Origin of the sequence: Glycomyces sp. YM15 (assembly GCF_016918015.1) — a bacterium.
GTDB lineage: Bacteria > Actinomycetota > Actinomycetes > Mycobacteriales > Micromonosporaceae > Glycomyces.
Window position 1 is genome coordinate 81,078 of sequence record NZ_JAERMK010000012.1, and the last position, 17,182, is coordinate 98,259.

Sequence of the window (17,182 nt, forward strand, 5' to 3'; positions counted from 1 at the left end):
AACGGAACGCAGCCGACCTCGCACCTTCGATCACCGGGAGCGCCCAGTGTCCGCCAGTAGGACCGAGACCGACGAATTCCATGCCGCCGCATGGCATTCCGAGAACTCGACGCCGCCGCCGTCCGCGGTCGTCGCGGCCGACGACCGGATGAAGGCCGACACCGCGTACCGCCTCGTCAACGGGGGCACGGCCCTGGTGTGGGGCGGCGACTTCCACAACGCCCGGCAGCTGCTGCGCGCCCTCGACCGCCGCATCGGCGAGCCGCGCCCCTCGCAGGGCACCGCGGCCGAGACCTTCCACCGGCACCGCCAGCACCGCGGCCGCCGCGCCCGGCTGCTGGGGCGGCTCGTCGTCGTCCTCGGCGACGACTACCGCCTCGACCTGCGCCGCGCACCCGAGGTGCGCCGCGCCTGCACGGAGGCCTACGGGCCCCCTTCCGGGCCGATCGCGGTCGCCTTCACCGAGCTCCAGGGCGTCCTCAGCGCGCACCAGTGGCGTGAGCAGGGCGTGCTCGTGCCCGCGCTCGGCGACCGCGTCTTCCCGCATTACGGCGTGTTCTCGCCGATCCGAGGCGAATACGTCGACCTCGTGGCGCAGGCGCCGCCGCCCGCCGTCACCGGCACCGCGTTCGACCTCGGCACCGGGACCGGTGTGCTCGCGGCGGTCCTGGCGCGCCGCGGCTTCGACCGGGTCACGGCGACGGACGTCAATCCGCGTGCGCTGGCCTGCGCCCGGGACAACGCCGAGCGGCTGGGCCTCGCCGACCGCATCGACGCGACCGTACCGGGCCTGTTCCCGGACGGCCGGGCCGATCTCGTGGTGTGCAATCCGCCCTGGCTGCCCGGCAGGCCCGTCTCGGCCGTCGAAGGCGGCGTCTACGACCCCGACGGCGCCATGCTCCACGGCTTCCTCACCGGCCTCGCCGACCACCTGAACCCGGGCGGTGAAGGCTGGCTCGTCTTCTCCGACCTCGCCGAGCACCTGGGCCTGCGCACTCGGGCCGACCTCTTGGGCGCCTTCGCGAACGCGGGCCTCGAGGTCCTCGGGCGGCTCGACACCCGGCCCTCCCATCCCGGTACCGAGCGGAGCCCCGACCTCCTCGCCGACGCCCGCCGCAGGGAAGTGACCTCGCTCTGGCGGCTGCGTCCCGTCTCGGGCTGAGACCGGTTGCGGCCCCCGCATAGGATGCACGGCATGGATTCGCCGCGGCAGCTGCTCAATGTGGTCGACGTCGAGGCGACCTGCTGGCAGGGCGAGCCGCCGCCCGGTGCGGTCAGCGAGATCATCGAGATCGGCCTCGCGGTCGTCGACCTCGACCGGCGCGAGCGCCTCGCCAAGCACCGCATACTGGTGCGGCCGAGGCGATCCCGGGTCAGTGCGTTCTGCACCGAGCTCACCGGCCTCACCCAGGAGGAGGTCGACACCGGCGTCGATTTCGCCGAGGCCTGCCGCCTCCTCATGGACGAGCACCGATCCGATTCGCGGCCGTGGGCCAGCTGGGGCGACTACGACCGCAGGCAGTTCGAGCGCCAGTGCAAGGCCACGGGCGCCCGCTACCCGTTCGGGAGCCGGCACCGCAACGCGAAGCTGCGGTTCACGGAGGCCCGGGGGCTGCGCCGCAGGCCGGGCATGGCGGCCGCGCTCGACATCGCGGGCCTGCCGCTGGAGGGCCGCCACCACAGCGGCGCCGACGACGCCTGGAACATCGCCGCCCTGGTCCTCGACCTGGCCGAGCACGGCGATTGGCCCGCATGAACGTGGCATTGACCGTCGACGGCACGGCAGTCCTGGGCAACCTCGAGGCCACCGCTACCGCCGAGCGCGTCAGCCGCGGTGGCGAGAACCCGAACGCCGGGAACAAGACCGATGTCGCGTTCGACACGGACTTTCCGCGTCAGGCGAGCCGGCCGTACTCCTGGAGCGTCGCGAGCGTCGCCCGCGTCAGGTAGCCGCCCCATTCGTGGGCGACCACGGGCGTCCACATCATGAAGTTCGGGGCCCATCCGCCGTCGGCGCCCTGCGTGTCGATGAGGTGGTCGAGGTGGCGGCCGATCTCCTCGTCGCTGAAGAGGCCGCGGGCGAGCGAGTTCGGCGTCGGGGCCAGGTCGAGCGGCGAATGCGTGTGCCCGGGCTCGTTCGGGTCGAGGGCCGTGCTGGCGCGCAGCGAGGGACCGAGGCGGTCGAATTCGGCTCGGGCCCGTTCGCGGTCGGGGACCCGGTCGAGGAAGCGCACCACGCACATCGCGTCGTACGCGCCGATCTCGTCCAGTTCGGCGAGCGCCCGCCAGCAGAACTCGGTGGCCGGCTTCAGCCACGGGTGCTTGACGTTGTGCGCGTGGAGGAGCCCGGCGATCGGCGCGGTCGGGTTCAGGGCGGCCGGCGGCTGTTCGCCTTGCGGCTGCCACCACGGGCCGCGTTCGTCCTCGACCACGGTCGGCAGGACCCACGGCACGCCGCCGTCCTCGGTGGAGTGCTCTTCGAGCCAGGCGCAGGCGGCGAGGACGATCGCGTCTTCGAACGCGCCGACTTCGTCGAGCGCCCAGAACGCGACCTCGACGCCTTGCGGCTGGCTGCCGGCTCCGCGCAGGTCCGGTTCGATGGCGTTGCCGAAGCCGCCGTCGGGGTTCTGGTAGGCGCGGACCGCGTGCAGGACCGGTCCGGCCGGGCCGCCGTGGAAGCGGTAGTCGAAGCGAGCCCGGTCGATGAGGCGGGCGTTCAGGTGGAGGTAGCGCTCGGCGGCGGCGAACGCGTCCTGTCCGAGCGTCTTCTCGCGGGTCTTCATGCGGGCCCCTTCGTTGCTGCGTCGATGCGCTTCCGACCGTACCGGCGCGGTGCGACGGCTCAGTCCATCGCCTGTCGGAAGGCCTCGAGGACCTCGTCGTTGAACAGGACGAAGCGGATGTCCGAAACGTTCTGCGCGGTGTCGCGCACGGCGGCGACGGCGATCGCGGCGGCCGACACGGCGGGCCAGCCGTATACCCCGGCGGAGACCGCCGGAAACGCGATCGAGTCGACGCCGAGCCTGTCGGCGAGTTTGAGGGACTCGCGGTAGCACGAGGCGAGGAGGTCGCTGCGGTCCTCGTCCTCGGAGTAGACGGGGCCGACGGTGTGGATGACCCAGCGGGCCCGGAGCCGCCCGGCGGTGGTCGCGACGGCCCGCCCGGTCGGCAGCCCCTTGCCGTAGTGGGAGCGGCGGAGCTCCTGGCATTCCGCGAGGATGGCGGGGCCGCCCGCGCGGTGGATCGCGCCGTCCACGCCGCCGCCGCCGAGGAGCGAGGAGTTCGCCGCGTTGACGATCGCGTCCACGTGCTGCTTCGTGATGTCGCCGCTGAGGATCTGGATGGCCATGCCCGCATTCAAGCACGCGGGGCGGTGCTCGGGACGGGGGCGGCCGTTTCGACGCCCGGCTGCGGGAGCGGCAGTAACGTTCGAGGTCAAGGGCTTGTTACGAAGTCGTGATGCGCGGAGGCCCTCGCGGCGCGTTGACAATGCAACAAGCAGCCATGTATAACCAAGTAAATCCAAATGAAACGGGGGTGAAACCACATGTTCGCTGAAGAGCGTCAGCAGCGCATCGCCGAACGGGCGCATATCGAAGGCCGCGTGGACGTCGCGGCCCTGGCGGCCGACTTCGAGGTCACCACCGAGACCATCCGGCGCGACCTCACCGCCCTCGAGCGCCAAGGCGTGGTCAAGAAGGTCCACGGTGGTGCGATCCCCTTGGAGCGCCTCGGTTTCGAACCCACTGTGTCCGCCCGCGACACCGTCCAGATCGAGGCCAAGGAGCGCATCGCCGCCGCCGCCCTCGCCGAGGTGCCGAACGAAGGCGCGATCCTCCTCGACGCCGGCACCACCACCGCCCGCATCGCCCAGGCCCTCCCGGGCGACCGCGAGCTCACCGTGGTCACCAACGACGTCACCATCGCCGCCCACTTGGCGGCCAAACCCCGCCTCACCGTCCTCATCATCGGCGGCAAGGTGCGCGGCCGCACCATGGCCGCGGTCGACGACTGGGCCCTGCGCGCCCTCACCGAAACGTTCGTCGACGTCGCGTTCATCGGCGCCAACGGCATCAGCGTCGAACGCGGCCTGACCACTCCGGACACCGGCGAGGCCGCCGTCAAGCGCGCCATGATCGGCGCGGCCCGGAAGACCGTCGTCGTCGCCGACCACACCAAGGTCGGCAACGACTGCCTCGCGCGATTCGGCACCCTCGACCAGGTCGACATGTTCATCACCGACACCGGGCTCGACGACGACCTCGCCTCCGACTTCGAAGACGCCGACCTGAAAGTAGTGCGCGCATGATCGTCACCGTCACCGCCAACCCGAGTCTGGACCGGACGTTCGAGGTCGACCGGCTCCGACGCGGCGAGGTGCAGCGGGCCCAGGGCGACCGGGTCGACCCGGGAGGCAAGGGCGTCAACGTCTCCCGGGCGCTCGTCGCCAACGGATACGCCACGCGGGCCGTCCTCATCAGCGGCGGCCATGCCGGCACCGAACTGCTCGACCTCCTCGCCGAGGCGGGTGTGCCGATCATCGAGGTGCCCGTCTCCCAAGGGGTTCGTTCGAACCTCACCCTCGCCGAAGCCGACGGCACCGTTACGAAGCTCAACGAGGCCGGCCCGGTCCTGCGGGCCGAGGAGATCGAAGAGCTGCTCGACGCCGCCGTCGCGGCGCCGCCGAACTACGCACTCCAGACGCCCTCGAGCAGCATCGACCGGCCGACCGCCTGGATCGCCGGATGCGGGAGCCTCCCGCCCGGCGTCGGCGCCGACTTCTACGCCCTCCTCGTCGCCCGCGCCCGCGACGCCGGCGTCGCCACCGTGGTCGACTCCTCCGGGGCCGCCCTCGACGCGTGCCTCGCCGCCCGGCCCGACCTCGTCAAACCCAACTTGGAAGAACTCGCCGAAGCCGCCCGCACCCGCATCGCCACCATGGGCGACGCCGTGAAGGCCGCCGAGGCGCTCCGCACCGCCGGGGCCGGCGCGGTCCTCGCCTCACTCGGCGCGGACGGCGCGATCCTCGTCGCCGCCGAAGGCGTCTGGCACGCCCAAGCCCCCCTCGCCGCACCCGTCGCCAGCACCGTCGGCGCCGGCGACGCCGCCCTCGCGGGCTTCCTCGCCTCCGGCGGCCGCGGCCCCGACGCGCTGGCCGCCGCCGTCGCCTGGGGCACCGCCGCGGTCTCCCTGCCCGGCAGCACCATGCCCGGCCCGAAGGACATCGACCTCGGGGCCGTCCGGGTCACCCGCGACCCGGACGCCGCCCAGGCCTTGAGCTGAACCACGAACAGGAGCACGCACCATGTCCGATCTCATCACCGCCGATCTGATCGACCTCGACCTCCACGGGGCCGACCGCCACGAGGCCACCGCCCGGCTCGCGGGCCTCCTCGCCGCCGCCGGGCGCGTGACCGATGCCGACGGGTTCCTCGCCGACGTGCGTGCCCGCGAAGAGCAGATGCCCACCGGCATCGAAGGCGGCATCGGCATCCCGCACGCCCGCAGCGCCCACGTCACCGCCCCCAGCCTCGCCTTCGGACGGGCTCCCGAGGGCATCGACTTCGGCTCCGAGGACGGCCCCGCCGACCTCGTGTTCCTCATCGCCGCACCGGAAGGCGGCGGCTCGGAGCACATGACCATCCTCGCGAAACTCGCCCGCAAACTGATCCACCAGGACTTCAAGGCCGCACTCCGCGACGCGCCCGACGCGGATGCGACCGCCGCACTCATCCAGCAATCCCTCACATAGAGAAGAAGAAGGTGCTCGAACAATGAAGCTCGTAGCAGTCACCTCGTGCCCGACGGGTATCGCCCACACCTACATGGCCGCCGAAGCCCTCGAGCAGGCCGCCGTCGCGGCCGGGCACGAGATCCGAGTCGAGACGCAAGGCGCCGCCGGCGCCGAAGCGCTCAACCCGATCGACATCGCCGAGGCCGACGCGGTCATCTTCGCCGCCGACGTCGACGTGCGTGACAAGGAGCGCTTCGCGGGGAAGCCCCTCGTGTCCGGTCCGGTCAAGCGCGGCATCAACAACGCGGCCGCGATGGTCGCCGAAGCCGTCGCCATGGCCGAAGCCGCACCCGCCGAGAAGCCCGAGGCGGGATCCGTCGCGCCGATGACGGCGGCGGCGCCGAAGCTCGGCCCCGGCGCGAAGCTGCGGCTGTGGCTGATGACCGGCGTGTCGTACATGCTGCCGTTCGTCGCCGCGGGCGGTATCCTCATCGCCCTCGCGTTCCTCATCGGCGGAGCAGAGATCAACCAGGTCGTCTACGGCGGTGACTTCGAAGGCGTGACCTATGAGGCGATCGCCAACCCGACCGACATCCTCGCCCAGGCCGGGTTCGCCGGGGTGCTGATGTACCTCGGCGCGACGGCCTTCTCGATGCTGGTCCCGATCCTGGCGGGATACATCGCCTTCGGCATGGCCGACCGCATGGGCATCGCGCCCGGCGTCGTCGGCGGCCTGGTGGCCGTCGCCATCGGCGCGGGCTTCCTCGGCGGCCTCGTCGCCGGCCTGCTCGCCGGCGCGGTCGTCATGGCGCTCAAGCTCATCAAACCCGGCCAAGCGCTGCAAGGCATCATGCGCATCGTCGTGATCCCGCTCGTGGGCGTGTTCGTGGTCGGCTTCATCATGCTCGTGGTGGTCGGTCAGCCGATCGCCGCCGCCCAGTCCTGGCTCACCGACTGGCTCGCCGGGCTCTCCGGAGCCAACGCGATCCTGCTGGGCCTGCTGCTCGGCGCCATGATGGGGTTCGACCTGGGCGGACCGGTCAACAAGGTCGCCTACCTGTTCGGCGTCGGCGCCCTCGCCAGCGGCGACCTGACCATCATGGCCGCCGTCATGGCCGCGGGCATGGTCCCGCCGCTGGGCATGGCGCTCGCAAGCGTCTTGCGGCCCAAGCTGTTCACGCCCGGCGAGCGACAGGCCGGCAAGGCCGCCTGGCTCCTGGGCGCCTCCTTCATCACCGAAGGCGCGATCCCGTTCGCCGCCGCCGACCCGCTGCGCGTCATCCCGTCCACCATGATCGGCGGCGCCGTCGCGGGCGCGGTCTCCATGGCGTTCGAGGCGACGCTGCGCGCCCCGCACGGCGGCATCTGGGTCATCGGTCTCATCGGCAACTGGGGCGGGTTCCTCGTGGCCCTGCTCGCCGGGACCGCCGCGACCTGCCTCGCGGTGCTCGCGCTCAAGACCGTGGCGCGGTCCGAGACCGCCGCCGAAGCCGACGAGCACGTGCTCGCCATCTGATCCGCAGGGAAGGAACCGAGATGCCCGAACGCCGCGTAGTCATCGCCTCCAACGTGGGCCTCCACGCCCGCCCGGCCAAGCTGTTCGCGAAGCTCGCCGCAGACCAGCCCGCGAAGGTCACCATCGCCAAGGAAGGCCAGGAGCCGGTCGACGCCCGCTCGCTCCTCATGATCCTCACCTTGGACGCCAAGGGCGGCGACGAGGTCGTGCTCTCGGCCGAAGGCGAGGGCGCCGAGGCCTCCCTCGACGCACTCGCAACCGAGCTGCAGACCGACCGCGACGTCTGACGAGGAGCCTCCCGACATGACCGCTGAGATGACCGGCATCGGCGTGAGCCCGGGCGCCGCGTACGCACCGGTGGCCCGACTCGCACCGGTGCCGGCCCCGCCCGCCGACACCGGACCCGAGCCCGACCCGGCCGCCGCGCTTGCCAGGGCCAAAGCCGCCCTCGAAACGGTCGCCGCCGACCTCGACGACCGCGCCGAGGCCGCCAGTGGAACCACCGCCGACATCCTCGACGCGCAGTCGATGATGCCCCGCGACCCCGCCCTGGCCGACCAGATCGAGAATTCGCTCGCGAACGGCCGCTCGACCCCGCACGCCGTCATCGAGGCCTACGGGTTCTTCCGGTCCGCGCTCGAAGCCGCCGGGGGATATCTCGCCGAACGCGCCGCCGACCTCGACGACCTGCGCGACCGCACCATCGCCGTGCTGCTCGGCCGGCCCATGCCGGGACTGCCCGACCCCGGGCACCCGTTCGTGCTGGTCGCCAAGGACCTCGCGCCCGCCGACACCGCGGCCCTCGACCCGGCCACCGTCGTCGCGATCGTCACCGAGCAGGGCGGGCCGACCAGCCACACCGCGATCCTCGCCAAATCGATGGGCCTGCCCGCAGTCGTCGCCTGCCCTGCCGCCGCCGCGCTGGAGGACGGCACCGAGGTCCTGGTCGACGGCGGAACGGGCCTGATCGTGCCCGATCCCGAACCGGGGCGGGTCCGTCGCGTCCTCGACGCCGAGGCCAAGCGCACGGCGGCGCTCGCGGCCAGCCGCGGCCCCGGCCGCACCGCCGACGGGCACGCCGTGCAGCTGCTGGTGAACCTCGGCTCGCCGGCCGACCTGGCAGCCGCCGCTGCGGTCGACAGTGAAGGCGTGGGCCTCTTCCGCACCGAGTTCCTCTTCCTCGACCGCGAGACCGCACCTACTGTGGACGAACAGGTCGAGGCCTACGGCCAGGTGTTCGCGGCCTTCTCCGGCAGGAAGGTCGTCGTGCGCACCCTCGACGCCGGAGCCGACAAGCCCCTGGCGTTCGTCGACCACGGCGACGAACCCAACCCGGCGCTCGGCGTGCGCGGCATCCGCTTGGCCGGCACCGACGCCGGATCCTCACTATTGGACGACCAGCTCACCGCGATCGCCGTCGCCGCGGCGAAGCACGCCGCCGAAGTGTGGGTCATGGCCCCGATGGTGGCGACCCCCGGCGAGGCCGCCGCGTTCGCCGACCGGTGCCGCGCACACGGACTGCCCACGGCGGGCACCATGATCGAGGTCCCGGCCGCGGCGCTGCGCGCCTCGCGGGTGCTGGAGGGCTGCGACTTCGCGAGCCTGGGCACCAACGACCTCGGCCAGTACACGCTCGCCGCCGACCGCATGAACGGTTCGCTCGCCGAACTGCTCGACCCGTGGCAGCCCGCCCTCCTCGACCTGGTGAGCCTCGCCGCCGAGGCCGGTCGCGAGGCCGAGAAACCGGTCGGGGTGTGCGGCGAGGCCGCCAGCGACCCGATGCTGGCGTGCGTCCTCGTCGGCCTCGGCGTCACGAGCCTCTCGATGGCGCCGGGCGCAGTCGCGGCCGTCCGCGCCGAACTGTCCGCACGCACCCTCGCCGACTGCGCGGGCATGGCCGCCAGAGCCCTCCACGCGGACGAAGCGGCGGAGGCCCGCCGCGCCGTGGCCGCCTACTGAACACCGGAACGGCGAGTGCCACGTGACGTGTGACGTGGCACTCGCACAGCGCTGCGAAGCCACCCTTCCGGGCAGCGTGTGACAGGTGAGGTGCCACCGGTCGTGTAGGGCGGATGCCGTCCTGGAAGCCGCATGCGGCGTGTGATGCACCGCGGATGCAAGGGCACCCGCCGCACAGCCGCGAACCATCCCGGTTCGACCCATACCGGACCCTTCATCTAACCCATTTACAAAGGCGGCGTTCGCCCGTACCATGCATCCATGAAGTCCACCTCGCGCGACATCCGCCTCCGCAACTGCTTCGCAGTGCTCCGGCACCTGATCGCGGACGCCCCCACCTCCCGCCAGATCCTCGCCCGCGAGACCGACCTCAGCGTCGCCACCGTCTCCAACCTGGTGACCGACCTGATCGAACTCGGCGTGGTCGTCGAAGTGGGCCGCGAGGACTCCGGCGGCGGCAGGCCCCGAGCCCTGCTCGCACCCAACGCCGGAGGCGGCGTCATGATCGGCGTCGACGTCGCCGAGACCTACGTCTACCTCGAGGTCTACGACCTCACCCTCGCCGTCGTCGACCGCGTCGAAGAACGCATGGAACCCAGCGAGAACGCCCCCGAACAGATCATCGGCCACATCGCCTCCGCCATGGACCAGATCCGCGAACGCCTCGGCGGCCGCGCCATCCTCGGCCTCGGCGTCAGCCTCCCCGGCCAGGTCGACGTCACCTGGGGCGTCTCCGGCTTCGCCCCCAACTGGAACTGGCACGACGTGCCCTTCCGCAAACTCCTCGCCGACCGCCTCCAACTCGGCGTCCCCATCTACCTCGACAACCCCCTCAAGACCATCACCGTCGGCGAACTCTGGTTCGGCGAAGGCCGCGGCGTCGACCGCCTCGCCGTCCTCATCCTCGGCACCGGCGTCGGCGCGGGACTCGCCTTCGGCGGCCAGCTCTACCGCGGCGCCACCAACTCGGCGGGGGAGTGGGGCCACACCACCATCAACCCCGCCGGACCCCAATGCCGCTGCGGCGCAAGAGGATGCATCGAGGCCTACATAGGCGCACCCGCCATCCTCTGGCACTGGGGCCAACTCGACGGCCGCGCCAACGCCGGATCCCAGACCGAGGCCATGGCCGCGCTCGCCGCCGCCTGGGATGCCGGCGAACCCACCGCCGTCCGCACCATCGAGACCGTCGCCGAATACCTCGCCGCCGGCGTCGCGAACCTCCTCAACCTCTTCAACCCCGACCTCGTCGTCCTCGACGGCTGGGTCACCAGCGTCCTCGGCGACGCCCTCATCCCCGAATTCGAACGCCGCCTCCCCGGCCACGCCATGGAAGCCCCGCTCAAAGCCGTCCGGCTCAAGCGCAACGGCGAGGACCGCAACATGGTCGCCCTCGGCGCCGCCGCGCTGGCCCTCGAAGGGCACCTGAACCGCCTGAACACGGTGGGCTCCCGCAGCCGCCGCTGAACCCGCCACCGCCTTGCGGCCGCGGTTCTCGCCGCTCTCATCGTGTCCGCAAACGCCCCGGTCGTCCCCGACGGTTGGGGCTGTTCCCGTTGTGCGCTTGGGAAACTCCCGCACCTTCCGTAGTGACCGCTCCCATGCGTATCGAGCGCAAATCGTTATCCGAGCCCTTACTTCAACCCATTGACAAAGTGAGTGGCGCTCGCAACACTAGAGGGCGAATCGGCGCTCGTCGATTCTCCGCTGCGGCGTCGACCATGACCCGGGGTCGCACGGGAAGCCCTTCCGACCTCTCAACGTAGCGAGGAGCTCAGCAATGGTTGCCTCACGCAACAACCGGCGTTCGCAGCAAGCGTTCGCCAAGTTCATGCTCGACCGCCGCCGCATGCTCGCGCTCGGCGGCATGACCGCCGGCGCCGGCGCACTGGCCGCCTGCGGCGGCAACACCGGACGCGAGGAGACAGGCGACGGGGTCTCCCTGTCGCAGTGGTACCACGAATACGGCGAAGCGGGAACCCAGGAGGCGGCGAAGGGGTACGCCGCGGACTACACCGACGCCAACGTGACCGTCGAGTGGATCCCCGGCGACTACGACGCCGCACTGGCTTCGGGTCTGCTGACCGACGACGGCCCCGACGTGTTCGAGAGCCACCTCAACCGCGGCATGGTCGAGGCCGGCCAGATCGTGCCGCTCGACGACATCATCGCGGACGTGATCGACGACATTCCCGAGGGCGACCTGATCCGCAACACGATCGACGGCACCGTCTACGGCATCAACATGATCGACGACCCGCAGTACATCGTGTACCGCCCCAGCCTGTTCGAGGCCGCCGGCATCACCGCGCCGCCGACCACCTTCGACGAGCTGATCGCGATCGCCGCCGAACTGACCACCTCGGACGTCAAGGGCATCGACTTCGGCGCTGCCGGCGGCACCGACCGGCTCGGCCAGCACATGATCAACAGCCTCGGCCTCTCGTTCATCGGCTCCGACATGCAGGCCGGGTTCAACGACCCGCGCATGGCCGAAGGCGCCGAGCTGGTCAAGCAGCTCAACGACTCCAGCTCGCTCCTGCTCGGCGCGCCCACCGACTGGTGGGACCCCTCGTCGATGATCCAGGGCCTGTGCGCCATGTCCTGGACGGGGCTGTGGACCATGCCGGCGCTCATCGAGAACCTCGGCGACGACATCGGCATCTTCCCGTGCCCGGGCTTCGTCGGCGGCACCCCGACCGTCTACAACGGCGGCTGGGCGACCTTCGTGAACGCCAACAGCGCCCACGTCGACGAGGCCAAGGCCTTCACCAAGTGGCTGTGGGTCGACAACAAGGAGGCCATCCTCGACTGGTGCCTCAGCTACGGTTTCCACATCCCCTCGCGGCTGTCGCTGCGGGCGGAGGCCGACCAGCTGACCTCCGGTCCGGCCGCCGAGGCCGTCGCCATCTCGGAGGAGTTCGGCTGGGCCGACAACCCCGACTGGACGCCGGCGATGAACACCGCCGTCAACGACATGCTCAGCAACATCGCGATCGAGGGCAACGACCCCGAGGCCGAACTGGCCAAGGCCGTCGAGACGGTCAACTCCGAGCTCGACGGCATCTTCGGGTAAGGGGATCGCCGTGGCCGTCACCGACAAGACGGCCGATCCGGCTCCGGCGGCAGCGGGGACGTCACGACGCCCTCGCCGCCGCCGGACGTTCGGCGGCCGCAACCTCGCCTTCTGGTACTTCGTCGGGCCCTTCCTGCTCGGCCTGATCATCTTCACCTACATCCCGGTCGGCTGGTCCGCCTACCTGTCGCTCTTCGACGCGCGCAACACCGTCACCCCCACCTCCGACGACTTCGTCGGATTCGACAACTACGTCACGATGCTCACCAACGCGGACTTCCGGCGGAGCCTCATCACCTTCTCCGTGTTCGCGGCGATCATCGTGCCGATCACCTTCGCCTCGTCGCTCGGGCTCGCCTTGGCGGTCAACAAGGTCCGCATCATGCGGGCGTTCTTCCGCTCGGTGTTCTTCCTGCCCTTCGCCTGCTCGTACGTGGTGGCGTCGCTGGTGTGGAAGATGTCGATCTTCGCGGGCGTGCGCTACGGCATGGCCAACACCGTGCTCGGCTGGTTCGGGATCGAGAACATCCCCTGGCTGTTCGGGAACGACCCGCCATGGTTCTGGCTGGTCATCGCCACGCTCCGCCTGTGGATCCAGTGCGGCTTCTACATGATCCTGTTCATCGCCGCGCTCCAGCAGATCCCCGAACACCTCTACGAGGCCGCCTATGTGGACGGCGCGAAGCCCGGCTGGCAGACCTTCTGGCACATCACCCTGCCGCAGTTGCGGGCCTCCTCGGTGGCGGTGCTGATGCTGGTCCTCATCGCGGCCTACCAGGCCTTCGACGAGTTCTGGAACCTGCTGCCCAACTCCGGGAACGTCCCGTACGCCCGGACGCCGCTGATCTACCTGTTCCACACCTCGCTGGGAACGAGCCAGGACCTCGGCCGCGGCTCGGCCGGCGCGCTCATCCTGGCGCTCCTGATCGCGATCGTGACCCTGCTCCAAGGCAAGATCCTCGGCTTCGGCAAACCGGAAGGACGGTGAGCGGCATGGTGTCCACACAGCACCGGCCCAAGCCGGTCGGCTACAAGGCGGGCGTCGGCTCGAGGGCCTCGCGCATCGCGAACTTCATCGGGCTGTGCGTGATCGCCGCGGTCTTCCTGATCCCGTTCTACCTGATCGTGCGGAACGCGCTGTCCACCACCGAGGACATCACCGCGCCGGGATGGATGTGGTTCCCGACCGAGATCCAGTGGGGCAACGTCGCGGAGCTGTTCAACGACGAGAAGGTGCCGATGGCGCGGAGCCTCCTCAACTCCGCCGTGGTCTCGGTGCTCACCACCGTCGGCACCCTGTTCCTGTGCACGACGGCCGGATACGGCCTCGCCCGCATCCCGTACCGGCACGCCGACAAGGTGTTCTACGCGATCCTGGCGACGCTCATGGTCCCCAGCGCGATCACCTTCCTGCCGAGCTTCGTGATGGTCTCCAGCCTCGGCTGGGTCTCGGACCTGCGGGGCCTGATCATCCCGACGCTGTTCAACGGGTTCGTCGCGTTCCTGTGCCGGCAGTACTTCCTGAGCTTCCCCAAGGAACTCGAGGAGGCCGCCCGCGTCGACGGACTGGGGTACTGGGGCTCCTTCTGGCGCATCGTGATCCCGAACTCGAAGGGCTTCCTCGCCGCGATCGCCGTGATCACGTTCGTGACGTCCTGGAACTCGTTCCTGTGGCCGCTGGTCATCGGGCGCTCGTCCGACTCGTGGACCGTGCAGGTCGCCCTCTCCACGTTCCTGACCGCCCAGACGGTCAACCTGCCGCAATTGTTCATGGCGGCCGCCGTGGCGATCCTGCCGTTGGTGTTCGTCTTCCTGTTCCTCCAGCGGTTCCTGGTGCAGGGTGTGGCGCAAACCGGGCTTAAGGGGTGAACACAAGGGACTCCCTGTTTCCATAGCGGACGAATGCGGATGCTAATGTGAGCTGCACTTCGGTCAGCGAGCCCAACCGGCTGCGGGTGAACCACCCGCAGCCGTGCGCTTTGACCATGCCCGTCCCCCTTTGCACAAGGAGTCATCCCCAGTGGAAGAACTGAAGATCCGGTCCCCCTTCGGCGTGTGGATCCTCACCCTCATCAGCTTCGGCATCTACGGCCTGTTCTGGTACGCCAAGACCGCCGCCCAGATCAAGGGCGTCAACCCGAACAACCCGAACAACGTCAGCGGTTCCAGCCTCGTGGTGTGGATGCTGTTCGGATTCATCACCCTGTACATCATGCCGATCATCAACTGGTTCAAGCTCTGCGCCTCCATCAAGGCCGAGCAGCAGGCCGTCGGCCTGGCCCCCACCTTCAACACGGGTGTCGCCACGCTCCTGTGCTTCGTCGCCGGCACCAACCTCTGCTACATCCAGGCCCAGCAGAACCTGGTCGTGAACGCCGTCAAGGCCCGCCAGGGCGTCCCCGCCTAGCGACGCCCACCGCGACATTCCACACGCGGAGGCGAAGCCCCCGGTTGCTCGTTCAGCCGGGGGCTTCGTGCTGCGTGACGCGTGATATGCCACTGCGCGGCCCAGGCGGCACCCGGGCGGCCGGGGACCGGCTAACCTTGCCGCTGTGGATCTGACCGAATACGTGCCCGTCGTCCCCGACTTCCCCGAGCCGGGGGTCGGCTTCCGCGACATCACGCCGCTGCTCGCCGACCCGGACGCCTTCCGCTCCTCGGTCGACCGGCTCCTGGAGGCCTGCGCGGCCCACCCTTACGACGCGATCGCCGCGTTCGACGCCCGCGGCTTCCTCTGGGCCGCACCGCTCGCCGACCGCACCCGCACCCCGCTGATCCCGATCCGCAAGGCCGGCAAGCTCCCGCGCGCCGCCGCGGTCGAGACCTACCGCGGCGAGTACGCCGAAGTCCGCGTCGAGATGCACGCCGACGCCGTCCGCGAGGGCGACCGGATCCTCCTGGTCGACGACGTCATCGCCACCGGCGAGTCCATGGCCGCAGGCGTGCGCCTCGTCGAAGGCCTCGGCGGCACCATCGCCGCCTGCGCCGCCCTCCTGGAGATCGCCTCCCTCTCGGGCCGCGACCGCCTCGACGGCTACCCGGTGATCTCGCTCCTGGGCAAGCTCTAAGCCCGCCAAGCGAATCCGAGGCCCCCTCGCGGCGCTCCGCTGTCGTACCCACCTGCCAGGGTGGTCCCGGGGGCCCGCGACTCGGGTGATACGTGACATGTCACATGGCATGGCCACTGGCGACGGGCCCCGATCAGAGCGACATCGACCGATGGCGCGTGACCGGTGATAGGTCACGCGCCATTTCGCGGGAAGGCCGCTCAGCCGACGAGCTTCGCCAGGTTCGTCGGGTCGGCCAGCGCCGAGCCCATCCCGATGACCGAGGCCCCGGCTTCGATGTAGGTGTCGATCTCGTCGGGACCGACGCCGCCCGTCGCCACGAACTTCATCTCCGGGAACGGCCCGTGCATCGCCTTGAACCAGTCCGGTCCGAGCGTCGAGGCCGGGAAGACCTTCACCCAGGTGCAGCCGAGGTCGCGGGCGAGACCGACCTCGCTGGCGGTGGCCACGCCCGGCAGGTGCGGCAGGCCGGCCGCGTGCGAGGCCTCGAGCACCGCCGGGTTCAGGCCCGGCGCGATCGTGTAGGCCGCGCCGGCGGCGGCCGCGCGCTCCACGTGCCCGGCGGAGACCACGGTGCCGGCGCCCACGGCGCGCCCGCTCGGGGCCGCCGCATTCACCGCGGCGGCCAGGGCCGCTTCCTGACCGGGCTTGCCGATCGGGACCTCGACCAGGTCGAACCCGGCGTCCCACACCCGCTCCGAGAGCGCCACGGTCTCGTCGGCGGGCAGCCCGCGCCAGATCGCCATGACGCGCTGCCCGGCGAAGAGGCGGTCGAAGAATTCGCCTTGATCAAAGGTCACTGGTCCTCCAGGATGGCTCGGACGGTCTCGGGTGGCGGCGGGGGCGCGAGGTCCCCGACGGTCTGGAGGGCTCCGGCCGCGAGCCGGTGGCCCAGCCGCATCGACGCCTCGAGCGAGGCGTCCTGCAAACGGCCGTAAAGGAATCCGGCGGCGAACGCATCGCCGGCGCCGACCGGTTCGACCACGTCGACCGGTTCGGCGGGGGTGTATACGCGTGTGTCGCCCTCGAACGCGGTGACCCCGGTGCCGCCGTCCTTGACGACGAGTACGCCGGTGCCGGGCAGGAGCCCCCGGACGTCGTCGGCGGTCTCGACGTCCCACAGTGACTGGGCTTCGTCGAGTCCGACGAAGGCGATGTCGGCGGCGTCGGCGAGGCGCCGCAGTGCCGGCCCGGCCTCGCTCACGGGCCACAGCGCGGGCCGGTAGTTGACGTCGAAGCTCACCAGCGCCGGGTCCATGGAGCGGTCCACGACGAGTTCGTCGATGAGTGCCGCGCAGGTGTCGGAGAGGATCGGGGTGATGCCGGAGAGGTGGAGGAGTCGCGGTGCCGCGGTTCCGTGGAGGTGTCCGGGCCCCATGGTGGAGGCCGCCGAGCCGCGCCGGTAGTAGTGGACGCGGGTGCCCTCGGGTCCGGGGTCTTTGAAGTACACGCCGGTGGGCCGCTCCGGGTCGGTCTGGGCGGTGCTGCAGTCGACGCCGGCCTCGCCGAGCACGTCGAGGACGCGCTTCCCCAGGGGGTCGTCGCCGACTTTGCCGCACCAGGCGGCGTTCGCGCCGAGGCGAGCGAGCGCGACGGCGACGTTCGATTCGGCCCCGGCGACGCCCATGTGGAGGTCGACGGCGCCGCGGAGGGGTTCGGCGGCGGCGGGGGCGAGGACGATCATCGATTCGCCCAGGCACAGGACGTCCATGTGGCTCCGTTCGTGTCCGCGCTCGCGCGTGTGGGGGTCGGCAAGAGGTGGGTTCAGCCTACCGACTGGAAAACGCATACACAAAGCGGCGGTCACCGATTGCCCCGTATGGCGCGAG

At 70.8% G+C, this 17,182-nt stretch carries 19 protein-coding genes; 15 read left to right on the forward strand and 4 right to left on the reverse strand.

Features of this window, described 5'->3' with window-relative positions; translation table 11 throughout:
* Positions 1-46 precede the first annotated feature (46 nt).
* From JHY01_RS14640 to JHY01_RS14650, 3 genes are read left to right on the forward strand one after another with little or no spacing between them, the layout of a single operon-like run.
* Positions 47-1,162 (forward strand): class I SAM-dependent methyltransferase, encoded by a 1,116-nt coding sequence (locus JHY01_RS14640; RefSeq protein WP_205326399.1) that lies wholly within the window; start codon positions 47-49, stop codon positions 1,160-1,162.
* A 33-nt stretch (positions 1,163-1,195) separates the two neighbouring features.
* Positions 1,196-1,756, forward strand: coding sequence for a 3'-5' exonuclease (locus JHY01_RS14645; RefSeq protein ID WP_240192793.1), 561 nt, complete (start codon positions 1,196-1,198; stop codon positions 1,754-1,756).
* Positions 1,753-1,950: a hypothetical protein gene (locus JHY01_RS14650; RefSeq protein ID WP_205326400.1), complete on the forward strand. Its 198-nt coding sequence runs from the start codon at positions 1,753-1,755 to the stop codon at positions 1,948-1,950. The genes JHY01_RS14645 and JHY01_RS14650 overlap by 4 nt, the downstream gene beginning before the upstream one ends.
* Here the strand turns inward: JHY01_RS14650 and JHY01_RS14655 are convergent.
* Together JHY01_RS14655 and JHY01_RS14660 are read right to left on the reverse strand one after the other, a co-directional pair.
* Entirely contained in the window at positions 1,896-2,783 is an 888-nt protein-coding gene (locus tag JHY01_RS14655; RefSeq protein ID WP_205326401.1) for a hypothetical protein, read from the reverse strand. The genes JHY01_RS14650 and JHY01_RS14655 overlap by 55 nt on opposite strands.
* Before the next feature lie 59 nt (positions 2,784-2,842).
* Positions 2,843-3,349: an O-acetyl-ADP-ribose deacetylase gene (locus JHY01_RS14660; protein ID WP_205326402.1), complete on the reverse strand. Its 507-nt coding sequence runs from the start codon at positions 3,347-3,349 to the stop codon at positions 2,843-2,845.
* Positions 3,350-3,547: 198 nt separating this feature from the next.
* On the opposite strand from JHY01_RS14660, the gene JHY01_RS14665 reads away from it, so the two are divergent.
* From JHY01_RS14665 to JHY01_RS14720, 12 genes are all read left to right on the forward strand, one after another.
* Positions 3,548-4,309, forward strand: coding sequence for a DeoR/GlpR family DNA-binding transcription regulator (locus JHY01_RS14665; RefSeq protein ID WP_205326403.1), 762 nt, complete (start codon positions 3,548-3,550; stop codon positions 4,307-4,309).
* Positions 4,306-5,283 carry a 1-phosphofructokinase family hexose kinase gene (locus tag JHY01_RS14670; protein ID WP_205326404.1) on the forward strand — a complete coding sequence of 326 codons (978 nt, stop codon included), beginning with the start codon at positions 4,306-4,308 and terminating at the stop codon, positions 5,281-5,283. Before JHY01_RS14665 ends, JHY01_RS14670 begins: the two co-directional genes overlap by 4 nt.
* 22 nt (positions 5,284-5,305) lie before the next feature.
* A complete protein-coding gene (locus tag JHY01_RS14675; RefSeq protein WP_205326405.1) occupies positions 5,306-5,752 on the forward strand; it encodes a PTS sugar transporter subunit IIA in 447 nt (148 codons plus the stop codon).
* 22 nt (positions 5,753-5,774) lie between these two features.
* Entirely contained in the window at positions 5,775-7,250 is a 1,476-nt protein-coding gene (locus tag JHY01_RS14680; protein ID WP_205326406.1) for a PTS fructose transporter subunit IIC, read from the forward strand.
* Positions 7,251-7,270: 20 nt separating this feature from the next.
* The gene (locus JHY01_RS14685; protein ID WP_205326407.1) at positions 7,271-7,537 is read left to right on the forward strand and encodes an HPr family phosphocarrier protein; all 267 of its coding nucleotides are present in this window, start codon (positions 7,271-7,273) and stop codon (positions 7,535-7,537) included.
* A 16-nt stretch (positions 7,538-7,553) separates the two neighbouring features.
* Positions 7,554-9,209, forward strand: coding sequence for a phosphoenolpyruvate--protein phosphotransferase (gene ptsP / locus JHY01_RS14690; RefSeq protein WP_205326408.1), 1,656 nt, complete (start codon positions 7,554-7,556; stop codon positions 9,207-9,209).
* Positions 9,210-9,470: 261 nt separating this feature from the next.
* Positions 9,471-10,676: an ROK family transcriptional regulator gene (locus JHY01_RS14695; RefSeq protein WP_205326409.1), complete on the forward strand. Its 1,206-nt coding sequence runs from the start codon at positions 9,471-9,473 to the stop codon at positions 10,674-10,676.
* A gap of 313 nt (positions 10,677-10,989) precedes the next feature.
* Positions 10,990-12,285: an ABC transporter substrate-binding protein gene (locus JHY01_RS14700; RefSeq protein WP_205326410.1), complete on the forward strand. Its 1,296-nt coding sequence runs from the start codon at positions 10,990-10,992 to the stop codon at positions 12,283-12,285.
* 4 nt (positions 12,286-12,289) lie between these two features.
* On the forward strand, positions 12,290-13,273 hold the full coding sequence (locus tag JHY01_RS26725) for a carbohydrate ABC transporter permease (protein ID WP_374199536.1): 984 nt from the start codon (positions 12,290-12,292) through the stop codon (positions 13,271-13,273).
* Positions 13,274-13,278: 5 nt separating this feature from the next.
* A complete protein-coding gene (locus tag JHY01_RS14710; RefSeq protein ID WP_205326412.1) occupies positions 13,279-14,154 on the forward strand; it encodes a carbohydrate ABC transporter permease in 876 nt (291 codons plus the stop codon).
* A gap of 151 nt (positions 14,155-14,305) precedes the next feature.
* Positions 14,306-14,692, forward strand: a complete 387-nt coding sequence (locus JHY01_RS14715) for a DUF4234 domain-containing protein (protein WP_205326413.1) — start codon at positions 14,306-14,308, stop codon at positions 14,690-14,692.
* A gap of 145 nt (positions 14,693-14,837) precedes the next feature.
* Positions 14,838-15,353 carry an adenine phosphoribosyltransferase gene (locus JHY01_RS14720; RefSeq protein ID WP_205326414.1) on the forward strand — a complete coding sequence of 172 codons (516 nt, stop codon included), beginning with the start codon at positions 14,838-14,840 and terminating at the stop codon, positions 15,351-15,353.
* A gap of 200 nt (positions 15,354-15,553) precedes the next feature.
* On the opposite strand, the gene JHY01_RS14725 is transcribed toward JHY01_RS14720, so the two are convergent.
* Complete coding sequence (locus JHY01_RS14725; protein ID WP_307814452.1) at positions 15,554-16,153, reverse strand: bifunctional 4-hydroxy-2-oxoglutarate aldolase/2-dehydro-3-deoxy-phosphogluconate aldolase; 600 nt, start codon at positions 16,151-16,153, stop codon at positions 15,554-15,556.
* Positions 16,150-17,064, reverse strand: a complete 915-nt coding sequence (locus JHY01_RS14730; protein ID WP_205326415.1) for a sugar kinase — start codon at positions 17,062-17,064, stop codon at positions 16,150-16,152. Before JHY01_RS14730 ends, JHY01_RS14725 begins: the two co-directional genes overlap by 4 nt.
* Positions 17,065-17,182: the final 118 nt, after the last annotated feature.